Here is a 19474-nt window from a genome sequence, read left to right as displayed (position 1 = left end):
AAGCAAGCAAGGGGGTAGAGCGTGACCGGGAAGACGCACCTGGTGGGCGCCGTGCTGGCTGGCACCGCCCTGACCTTCGGAGCTGACCCGCTAGTGTCCGCGGTGCTCGTGGCGGCCGCGGCTGTGGGGAGCAAGGCTCCAGACCTCGACCGCCTGCTCGACAGTGGCCCCTCCCACAGAAGCCTGCCGCATTCGCTGGGGCTCGCCGGAGGAGGCGCGGTGCTCGTGGCGGCCGTCGCGGCCACCCTCCCCGAGCAACACGACTTCTTCGTAGCCGCCGGCTTCGCTGCCGGCTACCTCAGCCACCTGCTGCTCGACGCCCTCACGCCCAACCGGGTGCCGTTGCTGCTCCCAGGGGGACCCAGGTTTGGGCTGGGGTTGATCCCCACCGGCAGCCTGCGGGAGGGCATCCTGTGCTTCCTGATGACCTTCCTGCTGGCGGCGGTGCTGGTGTTGCGCGCGCTGGCGTACCTGCAGGCGAGGTGACCAGGGCAGCGCTTGGATCTCAAGCTGTATAATGGTGCTCGCGCCCAGAGGGCGAGCGTATCGGAGGCATCGATGGACAAGTACCTGGAAACGAACAGGCAGAACTGGAACGACAGAGTATCGATCCACGTCGCGTCGCGGATGTACGACCTGGAGGGGTTCAAGGCAGGGAAGAACCCCCTGCACTCCATAGAGCTGGAGGAGCTGGGAGACGTGTCCGGCAAGAAGTTGCTGCACCTGCAGTGCCACTTCGGCATGGACACCCTGGCCTGGGCAAGGCTGGGAGCACAGGTCACGGGCGTCGACCTCTCCGATGAGGCGATAGCGCTGGCCCGCTCGCTGAGCGAGGAGCTGGGTATCCCCGCCAGGTTCATCTGCACCGACATCTACTCGCTGCCCGGAGCGCTGGAGGACGAGTTCGACGTCGTGTACACCTCCTACGGGGTGCTCTGCTGGCTGCCCGATCTCAGGCGGTGGGCCGAGGTCATATCTGGCTTCCTCCGCCCGGGCGGCAGGTTCTACATCGTGGAGGACCACCCGCTGGCCAACATCTTCGAGTGGGATGAGGCGTCCGGCACGCTCCGGATCGAGTACCCCTACTTCCCACGGGAGGAGCCCATGTACTTCGAGCCAGGCCCCAGCTATACCGATGGGGAGGGAGTCACCTCGGTCGGCGCCTACGAGTGGAGCCACAGCTTGGGGGAGGTCGTGACGTCCCTCGTGGGGGCTGGGCTGGAGGTCGACTACCTCCACGAGTTCCCGATCTGCGCCTGGCGTCGCTTCCCCTGCATGGTGCAGGGGGAGGACGGCTGGTGGCGCCTGCCTCCAGACGTGGTGGAGATACCGATGACGTTCTCCCTCATGGCCAGCAAGAGGGGGTAAGTCCTACCCCCTCTGCCGCACCTCCAGCGTGCGCAGCCTGTTGAGCGCCGCGGCTATCTCGTACCTGCGCGCCAGGGCGTAGTCCCCGGGATGGCCGCTATGGGGGGAGATCACGTCTATGCTGAGCTCCCGGATGTGCGCCTCTAGCTGGTCGAGCACCTCGCTGATCGTGCGCTTGCCGTCGATGATGCCGGCCCTCAGAGCGTACACCAGCGCGTCGCCGATGAAGCGCGTTTGGCTGGGGTCCACTATCTGCTCCACCTGCCGCAGATCGATCGACTCGTACCCGAAGCCCACCTCCTCGGTGCCCCTGGCCTTCACCTTGGTCCTGTCACCCCTGGTGGGGTCTATGCTCGCGGGCACGGGCACGCGCGGCGTCGGCGGACGCCAGGCGTCCGGAGGTGAGCCCACGTGCTGCTCGTAGCGAGAGGCGATCTCCTTGGCCCTGGAGGTGACGACCTCTGGCCGGTACTCGTGCATCCAGATGACGGTGTCGGCCACCTCGAAGTAATCCCCGGCTCCTCCCACCACCAGGATGGAGGATATGCCCGCCTCCTCGTACAGCTGCCTGATCCTGTCGATGAGCGGCACGATGGGCTCCGCCTCCTGGGGCACCAGCTCCCTCATGGCGCGGTCGCGCACCATGAAGTTGGTGGCACAGGTGTCCTCGTCCATCAGTAGAAGCCCAGCGCCGACCTCCACGGCCTCCAGGATGTTGGCGGCCTGCGAGGTCGACCCGCTGGCGTCGTCGGTCGTGAAGCACCGAGTCGACCGGCCCAAAGGCAGGTCGTGGATGAAGGGCGAGAGGTTCACCCCCACGATCCTGCGGCCATCCTCGGCCCTGATCTTGACGGCGTCGGCGCGGGTGACGACGCGCTCCCTGCCATCGCCCGGCACGTGGTCGTACACGCCCCTGGCCAGCGCCGACAGCAGCGTGGACTTGCCGTGGAAGCCTCCGCCCACGATCAGCGTCACCCCCTCGGGGATGCCCATGCCCACCACCTTCCCCGAGTTGGGGGTATCCAGCTCGACCCTGAGCTCCCGCGGCGACCTGAAGGGCACCACCCTGCCCTTGAGGGGCCGCTGGCTGACGCCGCTCTCCCGGGGCAAGATCGAGTCGTCGCCGACGAACGCCACGAGGCCGTTGGGGCGCAGCTGCTCGCGCAGCGCGTGGGCGTCCTCGACGACGTCCACGAAGTGCTCGGCCTCCGACAGGTCCGAGAGCCATAGGGTGGCCCTCGCCAGTCGGGGGAGAGCTTCGGTCAACAGCTCCGCCGCGCTCCGCCCCAGGATGGTGCGTCCCGCGGCCGGCAGGCCCACCGACAGGCGCAGCTCCACCCTGTCACCGAAGATCCGGCAGGCGGAGCGCGGCATCACCTCCTGCTCGCCGGCGTCCACGAAGATCTGGTTCGACTTCCCGGTGCCCGTGCGCCTCACCCCCAGGCCCGGGATGATGGCCCTGGCGCGCCTGGCGAGGTAGTTCTCCAGCGCCATGCGCCTAACCTCGGACGCATGCTCCGGCAGGTTGAGCGCGCTGACGGGCGCCATCAACCGCACTCGGGAAGGCGAGGCGAACGGATCCCCCTGCACGTGGTCTATGGCGAGCTCGATCTGGCCTGCCCGGTACACGCCCCTGATGTCCTGATAGGCTTTGTAGCCCTTGCCATCCAACCTCTCAAGCAGCGCACGCAGTCTGTGTATGTCGCTCATGTCCTCCAAAAGCCCCCGACATCTGCAGATTACCAGGCCAATATAGCAAGACTTCGCGCGTGTGGCAAAGCTAGAAGCTCGTCTGGAGCTCTATAGTCCTCCCGCTCCTGGCGGACTCCATCGCCGCCAGCATGATCTCCAACACGTGGCGGGCGAACTCGCCGCTGGGCACGGGCTGCTTATCCTCCACTATGCACTCCACGAAGTGGGCCACGCTGTTGTGGGGCGGCAGCTCGCCGCTGGGGGTGGCGCGCTGGACCGTGAGCGGCCGCGCCAGGTGGCCGGCGTACACCGTGGGCTCCAGCCAGCCATCGTGCTCCAGGTACTTGCCCTTGCGCGAGAACAGCAGGAAGGGAGACATGCCGGATTCCAGATGTATGGTGCCGTCGGTGCCGTAGATGTTGATGGTCGGCGCCTTGTTGGCGATCGTGACGTAGTTGGACACCACGGTCCCAAGGCAGCCGTCGCGGAAGCGCAGCAGGATAGTGACGTTGTCCTCTATATCCACCTTGACGGGCTCGCCGTTGATGACGCGCTCAGGCACTGAGGTGGTCGCCATCGCCGTCACCTGGGCCACCGGGCCGAGAAGCCCGGTGAGCCACGTCAGGGCGTGCACCGCCAGGTCGAGCATGACGCTCCCCCCGCCGGCCCGCTGGAAGAGCCAGGGCCTGTCCTCCGCCCCGGCGTGGGACGAGCTCGCCTGCACCAGGCACACCTGCCCCAGCGCCCCCGAGCTGATCAGCTCCCTTGAGCGCACGCAGAACGGGTTCAGCATGTGCGGCGGCTCCACCTGCAGCTTCACGCCGCGCCTGCGGGCCTCCTCTATGATCCTGTCGGCCTCCTCCAGCGTCTCCGCTATGGGCTTCTGTATGAGGACGTGCTTGCCCGCGCGCACCGCCGCGAGCCCTAGCTCGGCGTGCGTGGCGATGTTCGTCGCCACGATCACCGCATCCACCTCAGGGTCGGCCAGCAGGTCCTCGTAGCGCGCGTAGTGCCTGCGCGCCCCGAAGCGCTTGGCCGCGCTCACGGCCTTCTCCTCCACGGCATCGCACACCGCCACCAGCTCCAGCGGGTAGCCGGCGTACTCCCCCTTGATCGCCGGCAGGTAGGCCAGCGTAGAGATCGTGCCACAGCCGATCACCCCAAACCGAACACCACCCATGAGAACGCTCCTCCACAAATTTCTCGGCGGGCCGCTAGCCCGCGATCTTCCCCAGGGCGTGCACGACGTCCCTGGTCCGCTCGTAGAGCTGCAGGTAGAGCTCGTAGCCCTCGCTGTAGAGGCTCGCGAGCTCGGGGTTGGGCGCCACCACCCTAATCCCTCGCACCCACTGGGAGCGCAGGGAGTCTATGCCGGGCACCACCCCGGTGGCCAGCCCCGCAAGGAAGGCATCGCCGTAGGATGCCCCTATCGTGAGCTCGGGCACCTCCTGGGGCAGGCCGGTGACGTCGCTCACCACCTGCAGCCACAGCGGGCTCTTGGTACCTCCCCCAACGGCTACCAGGCGACCAGGTTGGGCGCCGGTCTGCCGCATGGTCTCCACGTTGTGCCTGACGCCGTACGCCGTCCCCTCCATTATAGCCCTGTAGATATCCCCCCGAGTGTGGGACAGGGTGAGCCCAGCGAGCACGCCCCTGGCTTCGGGATCGTGTATGGGCGTCCGCTCTCCCTGGAAGTAGGGCAGGAGCAGCAGCCCCTTGGCGCCCGGAGGGGAGCTCTCTGCCTCCCAGCTCAGCGCCGCGTACGCCCGCTCGCCGCCCGCCAGCTCACGCTCCAGCAGGTCGCGCGCCAGGTTGTCCCTGGCCCATCGGGTGATGGCACCCGTGGTGGACATGCCCCCTGCCAGGGCGTACGTCCCCGGCAGGGCGTAGGCCGTGACCCACATCTTAGGATTCGGCACGAGCGCCTCCTGCACCAGGATGAAGAAGAGCGTCGTGCCGTACATCAGCATCAGGTCCCCCGGCGACACGACCCCCACGCTGATCGCCTCGGCCACGGCGTCTATGGTGCCCGCGGTCACGGGAGTGCCCTCCGCCAGCCCCGTCTCCCCTGCGGCCCGAGAGTGCACCACCCCCACCACCTCGGTGGGCCACGCCAGCCGGGGCAGCAGGCCGAGATCGCATATGGGCTCGGCGAACCGCGGCGACCACTCCAGCCTGCGGGGGTCGAACAGGGGGTTGAAGTGCGAGGCGGTGTGGTAGTCCAGCACGTACTCCCCAGTCAGCCTGTACACCAGGTAGCTGCTGCAGCTATATACGTAGCGCGTGCGCGCGTACACCTCCGGCTCGTGCCGGCGCAGCCACAGCAGCTTCGGCCCCACGGCCTGCGATGTCAGGTGCATCCCGGAGAGGGAGTACAGCTCGTCGGCCCCGTAGGTGGAGTTGAGCCAGGCTATCTCCTCGGAGGCCCGGGTATCTATACCGTAGAGGATGGCCGGGCGCAGGGGGCGGCCATCGGCGTCCGCCGGCAGCAGCGCGGGACCTATCCCGGACACCGCCAGGGCCCTCACCTCCCGGCCGGTCGCGCCGGCCTGCCTCAGCAGGTCTCGACAGATCGTCGCGCAGTCGCACCACCAGACCTCCTCCGGATCGTGCTCCGCCCAGCCCGGCCGGGGCAGGGAGAGGCCGTGCTCCACCTCGCGGACCGCCAGGACGGTGCCATCTGGTAGGCACAGGACTCCCTTGGAGCTGTAGGTCCCTATATCTATCCCCATGAGCAGCTCGGCCATATCTCCTCCTCACACAGCAAGCAATACCTCGGCGATGTCTGTGGGCTGCCCCTCGGCCGTGACTATCCCGAACCCCTCACCTTTGTAGTCCCAGTTAGCCCAAGCTATGTCGTGCTCGCGCAGCACCGAGAGCAGGTCGCGATACCAAGCGAGCCTGTACTCCCGGGGCGTGCGGTAGTAGACGCCAAACTCTCCACAGTAGAGCCGCATCCCATGCTCGCGCGCCACGCGCACGGGGAGGGCGATCTCCGAGGCCATCACGCCGCGGTCGTACGGGGCGTTGGCGGCCTCCACCAGGCGCCTGTCCTCATCCGAGAGCCCCTCCAGCTCCTCCTCGGGCACGGGCCTACCCGGGTAACGCACCCTACCCCCGTACCTGCCACCTGGCCACCAGCTGGCCCTGTAGTGGGTGATGAACATGGGCTTGTAGTAATGGAAGGTGAGGATGCAGTGAGGGTCGTCGGGCACCCTGAGGACTCCGAATTGCTCCGTGGAGTTGAACCAGTTGGAGCCCAACACGATCGTGCGCCTCGGCTCAACCTCCCTGATGGCGCTGAAGGCGACAGACGCCACCGCGTGCCAGCGCTCGGGATCTCGCGCCACCGGCTCGTTGAGGAGCTCGTAGGCCACATGGCTCACGTCCCACGCCCGCAAGAAATCCGAGAGGTCCCTCCACAGCCCCGCAAAGCGCGTAGCCTCATCAGGATCGGTGAACAGCCTGGGTGCCTGCCGGTCGTTGAAGTGATGGGTGCGCAGGATGTGCAGGTCCACGACCACGCGCAGCCCCGCCTCGGCGCACCACTCCAGGGCGTTGCCCAGCAGCTCGAACGCCTCGGGGTCCCTGCGGCCGTGCTCGTCCCACAGCTGCTCCTCGTCCACGGGCAGGCGCACGTGGTCTAGCCCCATGCTGGCGATGCGCTCGACATCCTCGCGGGTGAACCACCGGCGACGCTCCTCCCCCCTGGCGCTGCTCTGGCTCAGCCAATGGGAGATGTTGGTGCCTCTGTGAATCTCAAATGCCATAGAGCAACCACCTCCTCTCTAGAGCTACAGGGTAACACAAACCAGGGATAGCACGCCACCACGGCTTTGGGTGCGTATATTTAAATAAAGATCCTGATAATTTGCGTTATTGATAACGACTACTGGGTTGTTTATCATTACAAGATGGGGGGTGTGTGCCCCAAAGAGTGGAGAGGTGATGGTCGAGAACACGAGCTGGCGTCGCCCGAGAGTGTGGCAGATATTCCTTGTGGCCGAGATGCTGGCCATGGCGGGCTTCCTGCTGCTGCCGGGAGGGCTGCCCAAGGACCTGCTGTACGACCTCCTGGTGGGCATCGCCGTGGGCGCGATGCTCTGGGCGGCTTTCGGCCGGGGGGAGAGCCTGGCCTGGGCGCTGCTGGGGCTGAGTCAGGCGCTCTTCCTGGCAGCCGACTTCACCTACAACGTGTATCAGTACTACCTCCACGTCGAGGAGTTCCCCTTCCCCTCGGCAGCGGACATCCTGTACCTGAGCGGCTACCCGCTGCTGGCGCTGGGCATAGCCCTACTAGTGGGAGAGCGCGCCAGGCACAGCGGAGGCGCGGCCACATTGGACGCTGCCCTGATCACCACCGGCATCACCATGCTGGGCTGGGTCTTCCTGTTCGGCCCAGCGTTCGACCGCTCGCCCCTGTCCAACGTGGCCAAGCTGGTGGCCTCGGCCTACCCGCTGATGGACCTGCTCGTGCTGCTGATAGCCCTCCGCCTCCTGCTGGGTCGAAGGAAGCACACCGCCAGCGACTTCCTGGTGCTCCTCGGGGTGGGCGCGTTGCTCCTGACGGACCTTGTTTACTCGGCCCAGCTCATCGCGGAGGCCTACGACGGCAGCCCACTGTTGGATGCGGGCTGGCTGCTGTCGTACGCGCTCCTGGGGGCGGGCGCGCTGGCGCCCCGGGCGGAGGCCCCCCTCACCACCTCCCAGCCCGAGCGCCTTGGGCAGCCCCGGGTGCTGGCGCTGATCGCTGCGCTGCTGGTGCCCATAGCCCTGGTGCTGCTGGACGCCGCCCTCGGGCTGCGCGTGGACACGATCCCCCTCATAGTCGGCACATCCCTCATGTCCATCCTGGCCACCGTGCGCATGGTCGGCATCCTGCGGGACCACCAGAGGGATTACGATAGGCTCCAGGAGAGCGAGCGCAGGTTCGCCACGCTGCTGGCCAACACCCCCGCGATGGTGTACCGACGCAGGCAGGACGATCGCTGGTCCCTGGAGTTCGTCAGCAGCTACGCTCGGGAGATCACGGGCTACTCGGACGCCGAGCTGCTCGGGGGCAAGGTCTCCCTCCGAGAGCTGGTACATCCCGAAGACCTGCCAGCGGTCACCGCCAATCTCAGGGGCGTCAGCTCCCCGGGGCAAAGGTATCGCCTGGAGTACAGGCTCAGGCACAGGGATGGCTCGCTGCGCTTCGTGGAGGAGTACGGCCAGTGCGTGCGGGTGACGGAGGGGATGCCCCTCCTGGAGGGCCTGCTAACGGACGTCACGGACCGCAAGCACGCCGAGCAGGCGGTGCAGCAGGTGCAGCGGCGCTACCAGGACATCTTCGAGCGCATCTCCGAGGGCATCTTCCAGACGTCGCTGGACGGCAGGCTGCTGCTCGCCAACCCGGCGCTGGCCCGCATGCTCGGCTACGCCTCCCCGGAGGAGCTGCTCTCCGAGGTGCAGGACGTCGCCCGACAGATCTACGCCCGGCCCGCGGATCGCGACAGGTACCTCAGGATCATGCTGGAGGAGGGGGAGGTGCGCGACTTCGAGCTCGAGGCCGTGCGCAAGGACGGCGAGCACATCTGGCTGTCCATCAGCTCCCGCTGGCTGTTAGACGAGGCCCGGGGCATGCGGATCATCGAGGGCACCTGCCAGGATATCACCCAGCGCAAGAGGGCGGAGGAGGCGCTGCGGGAGAGCATGGAGCTGTTCGTGTCGGCCTTCGACCACGCCCCCATCGGCATGGCGCTGGTGGCCACCGACGGCCGGTGGCTACGGGTGAACCCGTCCCTGTGCAGGATGCTGGGCTACTCCGAGCGGGAGTTGCTGGGGATGACCTTCCAGGACATCACCCACCCAGACGATCTGGAGCTCGACCTCCAGCACGTGAGGCAGGTGTTGGACGGAGAGATCGCGCAGTACGAGATGGAGAAGCGCTACTACCATAAGCACGGCAGCATCGTCTGGGCGCTGCTGAGCGTCTCCCTAGTCCGAGACCTCGACGGCCAACCGCTGTACTTCGTCTCCCAGATCCAGGACATCACCCAGCGCAAGGAGATCGAGCGGGCGATCACCGAGTCGGAGGAGAGGTACAGGAGACTCGTGGAGGCCTTCCCAGACCTAATAGCAATCGTCCAGGATGGTCGAGTGGCCTACGTCAACCCCGCGGGTGCGCGGATGCTGGGCGCCAAAGATCCCCAGGAGCTGGTGGGCAGGAGCGTCCTGGAGTTCGTGCACCCCGAACGGCGGGGCGAGGTCGCGGCCCAGATCGACAGCATAGGGGAGGGCGGGCCCCCACCCGACTCCATCGAGGAGAGGTTCATCACGCTCGATGGCCGAGAGATCTACGCCGAGGTGAAGGTGGTGCCCACGTCCCACGAGGACCGGCCGGCCAGCCAGATCATAGCCAGAGACATCACCGAGAGCCGCAGGGTGGCCGAGGAGCTCAGGCGCGCCCGTGACCAGGCCATCGAGGCCTCCAGGCTCAAGTCCGAGTTCGTCGCGAACATGAGCCACGAGATCCGCACCCCGCTCAACGCCATCATCGGGATGACCGAGCTACTCCAGGATACCCCTCTCTCCGAGAGGCAGCGCGAGTTCGTGCAAACCATCCAGACCTCCTCCCAGTCGCTGCTCTCGATCATCAACGACATCCTGGACTTCTCCAAGATCGAGGCGGGCAAGATGGTACTGGAGGAGGTGGACTTCGACCTAGTGTCATTGGTGGAGGGCACCTCGGAGATGCTTGCGGGCGCTGCCAGGGGCAAGGGCATCTCGTTGATGACCTTCGTAGACCCCACCATCCCTCGCACCCTGATAGGCGATCCCGCCAGGCTCCGCCAAGTGCTGCTCAACCTGCTGAGCAACGCCGTCAAGTTCACCGAGCAGGGAGAGGTGCTGTTGAGGGTCCTGCCGCACCGCGCGGCGGACAGCGAGGTGGAGCTGTTGTTCGAGGTGCGGGACACGGGCATAGGCATTGACAGTGCCCACCTCGGCAAGCTGTTCCAGCCCTTCACCCAGGCAGATGCCTCCACCACGCGCCGCTACGGCGGCACGGGCCTGGGACTGACGATCTCCAAGACGCTGGTGGAGCTGATGGGAGGCACCATCTGGGCGGAGAGCCAGCCGGGGGTGGGCTCCACCTTCCGATTCACGGCTCGCTTCAAGGTGGCCGCAATGGAGCGCTCGCCGACCCAGCAGCTGGTCCTGCCCCCAGACCTCCACGTCCTCGTCGTGGATGATCAGGCAGCCCACAGGCAGATCCTCCGGAGCTACCTGGAGTCCTGGCACATGCGCTGCGAAGAGGCGGCAGATGGCGCCCAGGCGATAGAGAAGGCCCAAAGGGAGCACTTCGACCTGGCCATCTTGGACCTGCTCCTGCCGGACACCGACGGCTTCGACCTCGCCCAGCAGCTCCGTCGCCTGTCGCCCTCCATGAAGCTGGTGCTGCTCACGGCCCACCACGAGCAAGGGCAGGGCGAGCGCGCGGTGGATGCGGGCTTCAGCGCCTACCTCCTCAAGCCGATCAGGCAGTCCCAGCTTATGGACGTCCTGGCCAACATCTCCGCCCGGAAGGAGCCGCAGCCCCAGGCCGAGCAAGCCCCCAGCTCGGCTGCCGCGGCAGCCGAGCCCCCAGCCCAAGGGGAGCGCAAGCCCATACTGCTGGCGGAGGACAACCCGGTCAATCGTCGGCTGGCCACCCTGCAGCTGGAGAAGCTGGGCTACAGCGTGCGCACGGTCGACAACGGCCGGGAAGCGGTGGAGGAGATGGCGCGCCGGGGCCAGGAGTACTGCCTGGTGCTCATGGACTGCCAGATGCCGGAGATGGATGGGTACGAGGCCACCCGCCAGATCCGCCGCCTGGAGACGAAGAGCGGCAGGCGCACGCCGATCATCGCCCTCACGGCCAACGCCCTGGAGGGGGACAGAGAGGCCTGCCTAGCCGCCGGGATGGACGACTACCTCAGCAAGCCTCTGACCATGGGCAAGCTCAAGGCCGTGCTGGACAGGTGGGCAGGCACACAACAAGTAGTGGAGAAGGGCAGATGAGAGAGGAATCCGTGCTGAGCCGACAGGCGCTGGAGGCCATCCGGGAGATGGCCGGCAGCGAGGAGGTCTTCGGAGAGCTGATCGAGATGTTCATCACCGATTCCCAGGAGAGGCTGGCGACCATCGAGCGCGCCCTCGTGGAGCAGGACGCCGAGGCCTTAGGGAGCGCGGCCCACGCCCTCAAGGGCAGCTGCGCCAACTTCGGCGCCGCGCACCTGGAGGAGCTCTGCCGCCAGCTGCAGGAGATGGGCTACGGTGGGGACCTGGAGGGCGCGAGGGCACTGCTGCCCCAGGTGCGGCTGGAGCTCGAGAGGCTGCACGCAGCCCTGGCGCGGGAGCTAGGGAGTCGTGATGCATGAAGGTGCTGATAGCTGAGGACGACAACCTGTCCAGGAAGCTGATAGAGCTGGCCGTGCGCCGGGCAGGGTACGAGCCGATGATCGCCCGAGATGGCGCCGAGGCGCTCGCGCTGTACCTGCAGCACAGGCCCGACGTGGTGCTCAGCGACTGGCTGATGCCGGGGATGAGCGGGCTGGAGCTCTGCCGGCGCATCCGGCAGGAGCAGGGGGACTCCTACACCTACTTCATGTTCCTGACCAGCCTGAGCGACCGCGAGCACCTCCTGCACGGCATAGAGGCGGGGGCCGATGACTACCTGCGCAAGCCGCTCGACGAGGTGGAGCTGCGCGCCCGCCTCATAGCGGCTCACCGGATAACCTCGCTGCACCAGCAGCTCAAGGAGCTGAACGACCAGCTGTTCCAGCAGGCTCGCATAGACTCGCTGACCGGCACCTACAACAGGCTCCGGCTGCAGGAGGACCTGGCATCCATGGACAACAGGGCGGCACGCTACGGCCACACCTACGCCCTGGCGCTGTTCGACATCGATCACTTCAAGCGCTACAACGATACCTACGGCCACGGCGCAGGCGACAGGATGCTCTGCACCGTGGCCCGCACTATACTCAGCTGCTGCCGCGCGTCCGACAGCGTGTACAGGTACGGGGGTGAGGAGTTCCTGGTGCTGCTGCCCGAGCAGAGGTGCACCACGGCCGTGAAGGTGGCAGACAGGGTGAGGGCCTCGGTCCAGGGGCTGGGCATACCTCACGAGGGCCGGCCGGACGACCCCAAGGTGGTCACCGTGAGCGCCGGCGTCGCGGACCTGGATAGTGCTCGGGACCGCTCCGCCCAGACGGTACTGCAGCTGGCCGACGAGGCCCTCTACAGAGCCAAGCACGCGGGCAGGAACACCGTGGTGGGGTGTTGAGGGATGATCGGCAAGCCCTCAGGCCAGAGGCTCCCGTCTACCGGCGGCGCGCTGGCACCTCCAGAGCACCGTCCGCACCCGCGCGGCCAGCTCGTTGGGGCTGAAAGGCTTGATGACGTAGTCATCCACGCCTGCCTCAAGCCCCCGCACGATAGCCTCCTCGGACTGATGGGAGGTGAGCATGATGATGGGCAGGGCGGCCACGCGCTCGTCCTGGTGGCTGCGAATCGCGCGCACGAGCTCCAGGCCTGTCAGGCGGGGCATGGACTGATCCACTATCACCAGCGTCGGCAGCTCCCCGCTGGCTATCATCTCCAGCGCCTCCTGGCCATCGGAGGCCTCATCCACGGTGTACCCCAGCCCGGACAGCTTGACGCTGACTATGCGTCGGGTGACCCTGTCGTCGTCCACTACGAGCACTCTGCCGGCGTTCTCCATGGCTACCAACACCTCGCATCGCTGTCTTGCCTACATTGTATACCACTCCAGTGTCCTAACAGGAGCGCGTCATGAAGGTCATCGTCACTATCCTCCTGCTCATGCTGGTCCTCAACGTGTGCGTGCTGCTGCTCACCCTGGGCTTCAGGGCAGCAAGGCAACTGTACTCGCTCTGGCAGGGGCGAGTCCGGAGCCGCTGCGAGGAGGCGGTCGCGGACTACCTGCGCGGGGACGAGGTGCCTCCAGCGCTCCGGGCCCACAGGCCTTGGGAGAGGGACGTGTTGTCGAGCGTCCTGATCCACCATATGATGATGCTGCGCGGCAGCGACCGGGAGCGCCTGCGGCGGCTAGCGGAGCACCTGGGGTTGCAAGGCCACTACCTCCGTGAGCTGAGGTCGCGGCGCCGGTGGAGGCGGGCGAGGGCCGCGGAGAACCTGGGGTACTTCGGCGACAGCTCCACGGTCGCCAGGGTGCGGCCGCTCCTGGGAGATCCAGACGAGACGGTCAGGGCGGTGGCGGCGAGGGCGCTGGCGCGCCTGGGAGGGGAGGAGGCAGCCGAGGACTTGGCCAGGGCGCTGGCCGACCCTTCAGAGCTCACCAGCCTCCGCGTGGCGGAGAACCTGCAGAGGCTGGGCCATGTGGCCGTCCCCTACCTGGTGAGCGCGCTGGGCAGCGGCAGCAGGCGGGCGCAGGTGCTGGCGGCCAGGATACTGGGGGAGCTCCGGGCCGAGGAGGGACGGGGCGCCCTGCGGCACGCGGCCACCTTCGGGCAGGACGAGAACGTGAGGGCGCAGGCGGTGTTGGCGCTGGGCAAGATCGGCCACCCAGACGACCTGGAGCTGATCGTGCGCTGCGCCCGCGATCGCGACTGGCCCGTGCGGGCCCAGGCCGCCAACGCCCTGAGGATGATCGGCGACACCTCCACCATCCCCCTCCTGAGGGAGATGCTGCGAGACCCCGAGTGGTGGGTGCGCCTCAACGCGAGCCGCGCGCTGGCGGCTATGGGCCCCATGGGCGAGCGGGCGCTGGCGGACGCCCTGTGGGACGATGACCGCTACGCCCGCGACAGGGCCGCGGCCACCCTGGAGTCGGAGGGCGTGCTCCGGAGGCTCGTGGTGAGGGCGAGGTCCTCTACGGAGGCCCGAGGCCTGCTGGAGAGGATCGTGGAGGGGCTGAGGGCGACGGGCAACACAGGGTACCTGCGCCGGCTGCTGGAGGAGGGCGAAGGCGCCGACGGGATGGCGCGCCTCCGAGAGCGCCTGGCGGGCAGCTCGAGCGGCAGGCTGCGCGTGGAGGAGGAGAGATGACCATCGCCGAGTTCATCTTCGCGGTCAACGCCTTCGTGCTCTGCTACTTCCTGGCGCTCAACGGCACCTACCTGGTGCTCTACCTGATCTCGTTTGTGGAGATCGTCGACTACTCCCGCCGGGAGATATTTAGCGGCCTGTCCGAGCTGTTCACCTCGGCCTATGCCCCGCCCGTGTCGCTCATCGTGCCCGCGTACAACGAGGAGGCCACCATCGCCGACAGCGTGCGGTCCTTCCTGGCCCTCCACTACCCCCAGCACCAGGTGGTGGTCGTCAACGACGGCTCGCGCGACGCCACGCTGGAGGTGCTCAAGCGGGAGTTCGACCTCTGGGAGTCAGACCAGCCGATCAGGCTCAGGCTGAGGACGGCGCCCATCAGGGCGGTGTACGCCTCCTCACGCTTCCCCAACCTGCTGGTGATAGACAAGGAGAACGGAGGCAAGGCGGACTCGCTCAACGCCGGCATCTGCGCCGCCAGCTACCCCCTGGTGTGCTGCATCGACGCGGACATCATCCTGGAGGAGGACGCCCTGCTGAGGGTGGCTCGCCCGATGATCGAGTCCAGCAAGGTGGTGGCAGTGGGGGGCATAGTCCGGGTAGCCAACGGCTGCAAGATCGAGGCCGGGAGGGTGACGGAGGTGAGGGCTCCCCGGGAGTGGTTGCCGAGCTTCCAGGTGGTGGAGTACCTGCGGGCCTTCCTGGCCGCTCGGACCGCATGGAGCCGCCTCAACTGCCTGCTGATCATATCGGGCGCGTTCGGCATGTTCCGGCGAGAGGACGTCATCGCCGTCGGGGGCTACGAGACCTCCACCGTGGGGGAGGACATGGAGGTGGTCACCCGCATGCACAGGCTGCTGCGCGAGCGCCACCGGGACTACCACATCGCCTTCGTGCCCGACCCCGTGGCCTGGACGGAGGTGCCTGCCACCCTGCGGGTGCTCCGCCGCCAGCGCGATCGCTGGCACCGAGGGCTGATCGACACCCTCCTGCGGCACAGGCAGATGCTGCTCAACCCCACCTATGGCCTCGTGGGGATGCTGGCCATGCCCTACTACTTCCTGTTCGAGATGCTGGGGCCCGTGGTGGAGCTGCTCGGGTACATGGCCCTCGTGCTGGGGCTCGTCCTGGGGGTGGTGAACGCGCCGTTCGCCCTGGCCTTCTTCGGGGCCGCGGTGGGGCTGGGGGTGCTCATGTCCACGGCCGCCGTGCTGCTGGAGGAGTTCAGGTTCAGGCGCTACGCCGGCTGGCGAGACCTGGGCAAGCTGATCCTGTGCGGGGTGCTCGAGAACTTCGGCTACCGGCAGCTCACCACCTGGTGGAGGGCTTGGGCCATAGTCTCCTACCTGCGCAAGGACACCTCCTGGGGCGCGATGGAGCGTAGGGGCTTCTCCACGGCCCAGAAGCGTTGAGGCAGCCCGCGGGCATCTCCTCGCCGATCCCCAGGGTACCTCTCAGGCCTAGAGCATCGAGCAGAAGATCTCGCCCACTGCCAGCGCATCCGTCCAGGGTTCGCCGTGGTCCTCCACCCCCCACCACGCCGAGAGGATGCTGTGGGCCACCGTCCAGCGGACGATCCTCTGCCTGTCCAGATCCGTCAGGTCGCAGATGATATCCAGCCTGCGCTCGAACACCCTCCTGGGGCTGCGCGCCACGTCTGCGGGGTTGAGCATGAAGGGCGCCACCTCGTACGCGGGATCGCCCACCACCCCCTTGGGATCTATGATCACCCAGCCCCCCTCCGTGGACAGGATGTTGTAGTGATGGCAATCGCCATGGAGCAGCATCGGCCTTACTTGTGACGCGAGCAGCTCCCGCCAACAAGCCTCCGCTGCCTCCAAGAGCCGGGGAGGGAAGGGCCCGCTGGACCCTCCGTAGCGCTCCCTCAGCCTGCGCATGCCCTGCCCCCAATCGGCAAGGGTGGGGAAGCGGTGGGCATCCGGAGGAGGCACATGCAGGTCCCGCAGGAGCCGGGCGGCTACCTCGGTCATGGCCTCGTCATCCCCCAGGCTGAGCAGGCTTGCTCCGGGAAGCGCCCTCTCGATCAGCATCGCCGTCAGATCCCTGGCCTCCGCCAGCAGCCGCACCACCCCCCGGCCGTCGAAGGCCCGCAGCGCCTCGGCTTCGTGCCAGAAGGCCTCGTCGCGTGGGTGCCCCAGCTTTATCACCGCGGGCTGTCCATCGGGCAGCACGGCCTCGCAGACGAAGTTATACGATAGCTCGGGGAAGGGAGCGCCAACCTCCACCCCCCAGCGACTCGACAGCTCCCACAGGATCGCCGGCAAGCTCTCGACCCACTGCCTGCCCGCGTCGCCGTGCAGGTCCTGCATGACCCTCACAAGGCTATCCGGCACCAAGGACATGCTCACCTCCTCATGAGGGCTGCTCCCAGCCCTCACACCTTTCTATAGTTATGTCAATCAAAGATGTGGCGCCTCTGGGGGCTACGGGCCAAGCTTGGCCCGAGACCAAGGTCAAGGGGGACTGTGGGAGCGGGGCGTTGCCCTGCTGCCACGATCACTCCTGCTTCGGGGGCACCTTCTTGACGCCTCGGGTCTCCAGCACCCGCAGTATCTCCTCGGGCTCCGGGAACCTCCCCTCCTGCCTCTTTGAGAACAGCAGCTCGTCGCCGAGGCTCACCTCAAACACCCCACCCGAGGACGGCACCAGCACCAGCTCCTTGATGCCCGGGTGGAAGTCGTGCAGCACCTGCTCCGCCAGACCGGCGGCTCGCTTGAGGTACCCTCAAGAGGTGCAGTACTCGATCCTGAACGGCAACTTCTCGTGCATGCTTCCCTCCAGCGATATATTTGGGTTCGGCCAAATTATTCTACCAGACGGGCAAATCAGTCCTGCACCTGGGGGTCATGGGCAGCATGCTGAGAGGGTATATTTATCAATCTGCTTTTGAGCACATCCTACAGCTTAGCCTACATCTGGGATTTAAGTTCTTTGAGGGTCTTTGATCAATAAGGGCCTTACACGCCACGACTTAATATTATCTTAATACTCTTAATAATACTATCTTAACTTAATAGGTACTGTTTACAACACACCTATAAAAGTATAAAGGAGGATGTAAACACCATGTTTGGCAAGCAAGACCAAAAGCTCGAGGTTTTACTAGATGCTTTGATGACAGAAGATAAGGAGCATGTACGTCTGGTTTTATCTGGACTTCCAAGAGACCTGTCATGGCAGATACTAACGCAGGGAGAGATAGAGGTGGTAGACTTGGAGGCCGTAGATAAGTCCGCTCTACCATTTACGCTAACTCTTCCCACAGTGGATCAAGACTCCTATGTTGCGGCCAACCCCTATGCCAGCATTAGTGGCACCTGGACTGGAGGATGGGGCGACGATACAAAGAAAGACAAGGAAAGCTATGAGGACTCTTAGAGCACAGATATATGACATGATCAGGGTTGCTCTGTAGTAGCAACCCTGATACCAACCACAAGGAGGTGCAAAGTTATCTTAAATGAGCCTCTCTGCTCTCGTAATGCTGTTGACACAGTCTGCAGACGCAGCTATGCATTGGGTGGCATCTGAGCTCGATGCCCTCGGTGTTGATCACTTTGTTTATGACTTATCTGCCTTTCCCCTGGAAAGCAAGATAGACTGCCACATTACTTCTAGCAGGACATGGAGTGTCCTGCTAACATACGCAGGCAGGCAAATAGACTTAGGTACGGTCACAGGTATTTGGAATGGTCATGTAAGTGACTTCAACTTCGGAGACAAGCTTCACAAAGATGTCATACGATACGCAAAGGCTGAATGTGCAGAATGCGTGGGAGGAATACTCAGGTCTATAGAGCCTATCGTATGGATGAATCACCCAGATGCTGGACTAAGAGCTAGCTATAAGCCTTATCAACTTCATATTGCCTCTTCAGTAGGCCTAACTATACCGGCGACTATAATATCGAACAACCCTTATGAGCTCAAAGAGTTTTATCGGCATTTCGGTGGACAGGTAGTATGTAAGAGCTTTCATATTGATTCGAACCCTCGCCCTGGTGTGATGCTCAGGGCACCTTACACTACTCTAGTCAGCAAGGAGGATCTGCAAAATCTCGACTCTTGCGTGCCATGCAGCACCATGTTTCAAGAATATGTGCCACAGCTATATGCAGATTTATGGAATCGAGATACACTCTCCTGGGGATAAGTTAGGTTATTCTACACAAACAAGAGATTGGCGAAGTATCAAGTCCACCAGGTGCCAGTATCATAGCCAATACAATAAAGCAATTTACGTTGATATTAGGGCTAAATTATGGAGCCAAGACTGCTAGTTCGAACTGATGGTACGTACGTCTTCCTGGAGGTGAATCCCATGGGAGCTTGGGGATGGCTACAGGAGCACACAGGGTTGCCGATCGCTAGATCCATAGCCAGAGCCTTGGCAGCCACGGCCACACCCCGTAGTTATTAAATTCGCTCCTGAGGTATCTGTGGCAATGTCAACGACAAAATCTTATTCTGATCCTTTTGCAGAGTGGTTACTTTGCAGAAGATATGGTAACGACCTTGATGAATTCGTCAAGATTGAGAGTTCACCTAATCAAGTACGAGAGCAAGTGCTTGCCAATGCCTTTATTGCCCCTGGAGATACCGTCTTAGACATAGGTACTGGCACCGGCCTTCTAGCCTTCGGAGCTCTTGAAAGAGTTGGCAAACAGGGGATAGTAATCTTTAATGACACTTCAAAAGCGTTATTAGACTATTGTAGACAAAAGGCGACTCAAGAACAGGTAATCGATAGATGCCGTTTCATACAAGCCTCGGCAACAAAACTGACCGAGATAGAGAGCGACTCTATAGATGCAGTTGTGATCCGAGCTGTATTGATCTTTGTCACCAATAGAGTGAATGTATTTGAGGAAATTCACAGGGTACTTAAGCCAGGGGCACGTTTATCTTTGTTCGAGCCGGTAAGTCGTCTAGGATTCATGGAAGGAAGGCAGCCCTTCGATGAGTATGAGGTAGGAAATGTAAGTCACTTGGTAAGTAAGGTAAGGGCTGCTTACGATCAGCTAAGCAACCCACTTGTGCAGGTCTTAGAGATCGATGAGCGCGAGCTGATCTCTCACGCTCTTGCAGTCGGCTTTGAAGAGATCTATGCCGACCTGCATGTGAGCATATCACAGGCTAGACCGATTAGTTGGGATACCTATATAAGACGTGCACAGAATCCGAAGGTCCCCAGTATACTAGAGGCTATGCAGGTTGCCCTGACCGAATCTGAGATTCAACAGCTTACAGCTCACTTTTTGCCCTTAGTCGAGAGTGGGCAAGGAAAGATACGTGGTGGAGGTATTTACCTCACCGCTATCAAGTGAGAACAGTAACCCGCAGT

18 protein-coding genes are annotated in these 19474 nt (G+C 64.3%); 11 read left to right on the top strand and 7 right to left on the bottom strand.

The features are described 5' to 3' along the window. Nucleotides 1-21: 21 nt before the first annotated feature. The gene (locus TTER_RS11165) at nucleotides 22-486 is read left to right on the top strand and encodes a metal-dependent hydrolase (protein ID WP_012876131.1); all 465 of its coding nucleotides are present in this window, start codon (nucleotides 22-24) and stop codon (nucleotides 484-486) included. A 72-nt stretch (nucleotides 487-558) separates the two neighbouring features. Next, a complete protein-coding gene (locus tag TTER_RS11160) occupies nucleotides 559-1368 on the top strand; it encodes a class I SAM-dependent methyltransferase (RefSeq protein ID WP_012876130.1) in 810 nt (269 codons plus the stop codon). A 3-nt stretch (nucleotides 1369-1371) separates the two neighbouring features. Here the strand turns inward: TTER_RS11160 and TTER_RS11155 are convergent, their stop codons facing one another. From TTER_RS11155 to TTER_RS11140, 4 genes are all read right to left on the bottom strand, one after another. After that, a complete protein-coding gene (locus TTER_RS11155; protein WP_012876129.1) occupies nucleotides 1372-3078 on the bottom strand; it encodes an ABC-ATPase domain-containing protein in 1707 nt (568 codons plus the stop codon). A 70-nt stretch (nucleotides 3079-3148) separates the two neighbouring features. Then, nucleotides 3149-4240, bottom strand: coding sequence for a Gfo/Idh/MocA family protein (locus tag TTER_RS11150; protein WP_012876128.1), 1092 nt, complete (start codon nucleotides 4238-4240; stop codon nucleotides 3149-3151). Nucleotides 4241-4274: 34 nt separating this feature from the next. Beyond that, nucleotides 4275-5807, bottom strand: coding sequence for an FGGY-family carbohydrate kinase (locus TTER_RS11145; protein WP_012876127.1), 1533 nt, complete (start codon nucleotides 5805-5807; stop codon nucleotides 4275-4277). Nucleotides 5808-5816: 9 nt separating this feature from the next. After that, on the bottom strand, nucleotides 5817-6830 hold the full coding sequence (locus TTER_RS11140) for a glycoside hydrolase family 5 protein (protein ID WP_012876126.1): 1014 nt from the start codon (nucleotides 6828-6830) through the stop codon (nucleotides 5817-5819). A gap of 178 nt (nucleotides 6831-7008) precedes the next feature. Here TTER_RS11140 and TTER_RS11135 point away from each other — a divergent pair, with 178 nt between their 5' ends. The 3 genes from TTER_RS11135 to TTER_RS11125 are packed head-to-tail and all read left to right on the top strand — an operon-like array spanning nucleotide 7009 to nucleotide 12367. Continuing rightward, the gene (locus tag TTER_RS11135) at nucleotides 7009-11100 is read left to right on the top strand and encodes a PAS domain-containing hybrid sensor histidine kinase/response regulator (RefSeq protein ID WP_012876125.1); all 4092 of its coding nucleotides are present in this window, start codon (nucleotides 7009-7011) and stop codon (nucleotides 11098-11100) included. Next, on the top strand, nucleotides 11097-11459 hold the full coding sequence (locus tag TTER_RS11130; RefSeq protein WP_012876124.1) for an Hpt domain-containing protein: 363 nt from the start codon (nucleotides 11097-11099) through the stop codon (nucleotides 11457-11459). The genes TTER_RS11135 and TTER_RS11130 overlap by 4 nt, the downstream gene beginning before the upstream one ends. After that, on the top strand, nucleotides 11456-12367 hold the full coding sequence (locus TTER_RS11125; protein WP_012876123.1) for a GGDEF domain-containing response regulator: 912 nt from the start codon (nucleotides 11456-11458) through the stop codon (nucleotides 12365-12367). The genes TTER_RS11130 and TTER_RS11125 overlap by 4 nt, the downstream gene beginning before the upstream one ends. Before the next feature lie 18 nt (nucleotides 12368-12385). On the opposite strand, the gene TTER_RS11120 is transcribed toward TTER_RS11125, so the two are convergent. Continuing rightward, the gene (locus TTER_RS11120; protein WP_049823063.1) at nucleotides 12386-12817 is read right to left on the bottom strand and encodes a response regulator transcription factor; all 432 of its coding nucleotides are present in this window, start codon (nucleotides 12815-12817) and stop codon (nucleotides 12386-12388) included. Nucleotides 12818-12876: 59 nt separating this feature from the next. Here TTER_RS11120 and TTER_RS14955 point away from each other — a divergent pair, with 59 nt between their 5' ends. Both TTER_RS14955 and TTER_RS11110 read left to right on the top strand, forming a co-directional pair. Next, nucleotides 12877-14112: a HEAT repeat domain-containing protein gene (locus tag TTER_RS14955; protein WP_012876121.1), complete on the top strand. Its 1236-nt coding sequence runs from the start codon at nucleotides 12877-12879 to the stop codon at nucleotides 14110-14112. After that, nucleotides 14109-15521 (top strand): glycosyltransferase family 2 protein, encoded by a 1413-nt coding sequence (locus TTER_RS11110; RefSeq protein ID WP_012876120.1) that lies wholly within the window; start codon nucleotides 14109-14111, stop codon nucleotides 15519-15521. Before TTER_RS14955 ends, TTER_RS11110 begins: the two co-directional genes overlap by 4 nt. 48 nt (nucleotides 15522-15569) lie before the next feature. Here TTER_RS11110 and TTER_RS11105 read toward each other — a convergent pair whose 3' ends face one another. Further along, nucleotides 15570-16472 carry an aminoglycoside phosphotransferase family protein gene (locus tag TTER_RS11105; protein WP_012876119.1) on the bottom strand — a complete coding sequence of 301 codons (903 nt, stop codon included), beginning with the start codon at nucleotides 16470-16472 and terminating at the stop codon, nucleotides 15570-15572. Nucleotides 16473-16626: 154 nt separating this feature from the next. Next, nucleotides 16627-16899: an Rdx family protein gene (locus TTER_RS11100; RefSeq protein WP_148211999.1), complete on the bottom strand. Its 273-nt coding sequence runs from the start codon at nucleotides 16897-16899 to the stop codon at nucleotides 16627-16629. Between the two features lie 297 nt (nucleotides 16900-17196). On the opposite strand from TTER_RS11100, the gene TTER_RS11095 reads away from it, so the two are divergent. From TTER_RS11095 to TTER_RS11085, 4 genes are all read left to right on the top strand, one after another. Further along, complete coding sequence (locus TTER_RS11095) at nucleotides 17197-17508, top strand: hypothetical protein (RefSeq protein ID WP_012876117.1); 312 nt, start codon at nucleotides 17197-17199, stop codon at nucleotides 17506-17508. An 82-nt stretch (nucleotides 17509-17590) separates the two neighbouring features. Beyond that, entirely contained in the window at nucleotides 17591-18283 is a 693-nt protein-coding gene (locus TTER_RS11090; RefSeq protein ID WP_041425255.1) for an MvdC/MvdD family ATP grasp protein, read from the top strand. A gap of 108 nt (nucleotides 18284-18391) precedes the next feature. Continuing rightward, complete coding sequence (locus tag TTER_RS15840) at nucleotides 18392-18550, top strand: hypothetical protein (protein ID WP_169302686.1); 159 nt, start codon at nucleotides 18392-18394, stop codon at nucleotides 18548-18550. A 25-nt stretch (nucleotides 18551-18575) separates the two neighbouring features. Further along, a complete protein-coding gene (locus TTER_RS11085) occupies nucleotides 18576-19457 on the top strand; it encodes a class I SAM-dependent methyltransferase (protein WP_012876116.1) in 882 nt (293 codons plus the stop codon). The last annotated feature ends 17 nt before the right edge of the window (nucleotides 19458-19474 follow it).

It is taken from the genome of Thermobaculum terrenum ATCC BAA-798, from assembly GCF_000025005.1.
Lineage (GTDB): Bacteria > Chloroflexota > Chloroflexia > Thermobaculales > Thermobaculaceae > Thermobaculum > Thermobaculum terrenum.
Note: the sequence above shows the minus strand (reverse complement) of the source record. Positions and strands in the feature narration are given on the sequence as shown.

Bases quoted from the DNA above. Each gene is read 5' to 3' on its own strand.
- TTER_RS11160 (WP_012876130.1), top strand. From the start codon at position 559: ATGGACAAGTACCTGGAAACGAACAGGCAGAACTGGAACGACAGAGTA.
- TTER_RS11155 (WP_012876129.1), bottom strand. From the start codon at position 3,078: ATGAGCGACATACACAGACTGCGTGCGCTGCTTGAGAGGTTGGATGGC.
- TTER_RS11150 (WP_012876128.1), bottom strand. From the start codon at position 4,240: ATGGGTGGTGTTCGGTTTGGGGTGATCGGCTGTGGCACGATCTCTACG.
- TTER_RS11145 (WP_012876127.1), bottom strand. From the start codon at position 5,807: ATGGCCGAGCTGCTCATGGGGATAGATATAGGGACCTACAGCTCCAAG.
- TTER_RS11140 (WP_012876126.1), bottom strand. From the start codon at position 6,830: ATGGCATTTGAGATTCACAGAGGCACCAACATCTCCCATTGGCTGAGC.
- TTER_RS11135 (WP_012876125.1), top strand. From the start codon at position 7,009: ATGGTCGAGAACACGAGCTGGCGTCGCCCGAGAGTGTGGCAGATATTC.
- TTER_RS11130 (WP_012876124.1), top strand. From the start codon at position 11,097: ATGAGAGAGGAATCCGTGCTGAGCCGACAGGCGCTGGAGGCCATCCGG.
- TTER_RS11125 (WP_012876123.1), top strand. From the start codon at position 11,456: ATGAAGGTGCTGATAGCTGAGGACGACAACCTGTCCAGGAAGCTGATA.
- TTER_RS14955 (WP_012876121.1), top strand. From the start codon at position 12,877: ATGAAGGTCATCGTCACTATCCTCCTGCTCATGCTGGTCCTCAACGTG.
- TTER_RS11110 (WP_012876120.1), top strand. From the start codon at position 14,109: ATGACCATCGCCGAGTTCATCTTCGCGGTCAACGCCTTCGTGCTCTGC.
- TTER_RS11105 (WP_012876119.1), bottom strand. From the start codon at position 16,472: ATGTCCTTGGTGCCGGATAGCCTTGTGAGGGTCATGCAGGACCTGCAC.
- TTER_RS11095 (WP_012876117.1), top strand. From the start codon at position 17,197: ATGTTTGGCAAGCAAGACCAAAAGCTCGAGGTTTTACTAGATGCTTTG.
- TTER_RS11090 (WP_041425255.1), top strand. From the start codon at position 17,591: ATGAGCCTCTCTGCTCTCGTAATGCTGTTGACACAGTCTGCAGACGCA.
- TTER_RS15840 (WP_169302686.1), top strand. From the start codon at position 18,392: ATGGAGCCAAGACTGCTAGTTCGAACTGATGGTACGTACGTCTTCCTG.
- TTER_RS11085 (WP_012876116.1), top strand. From the start codon at position 18,576: ATGTCAACGACAAAATCTTATTCTGATCCTTTTGCAGAGTGGTTACTT.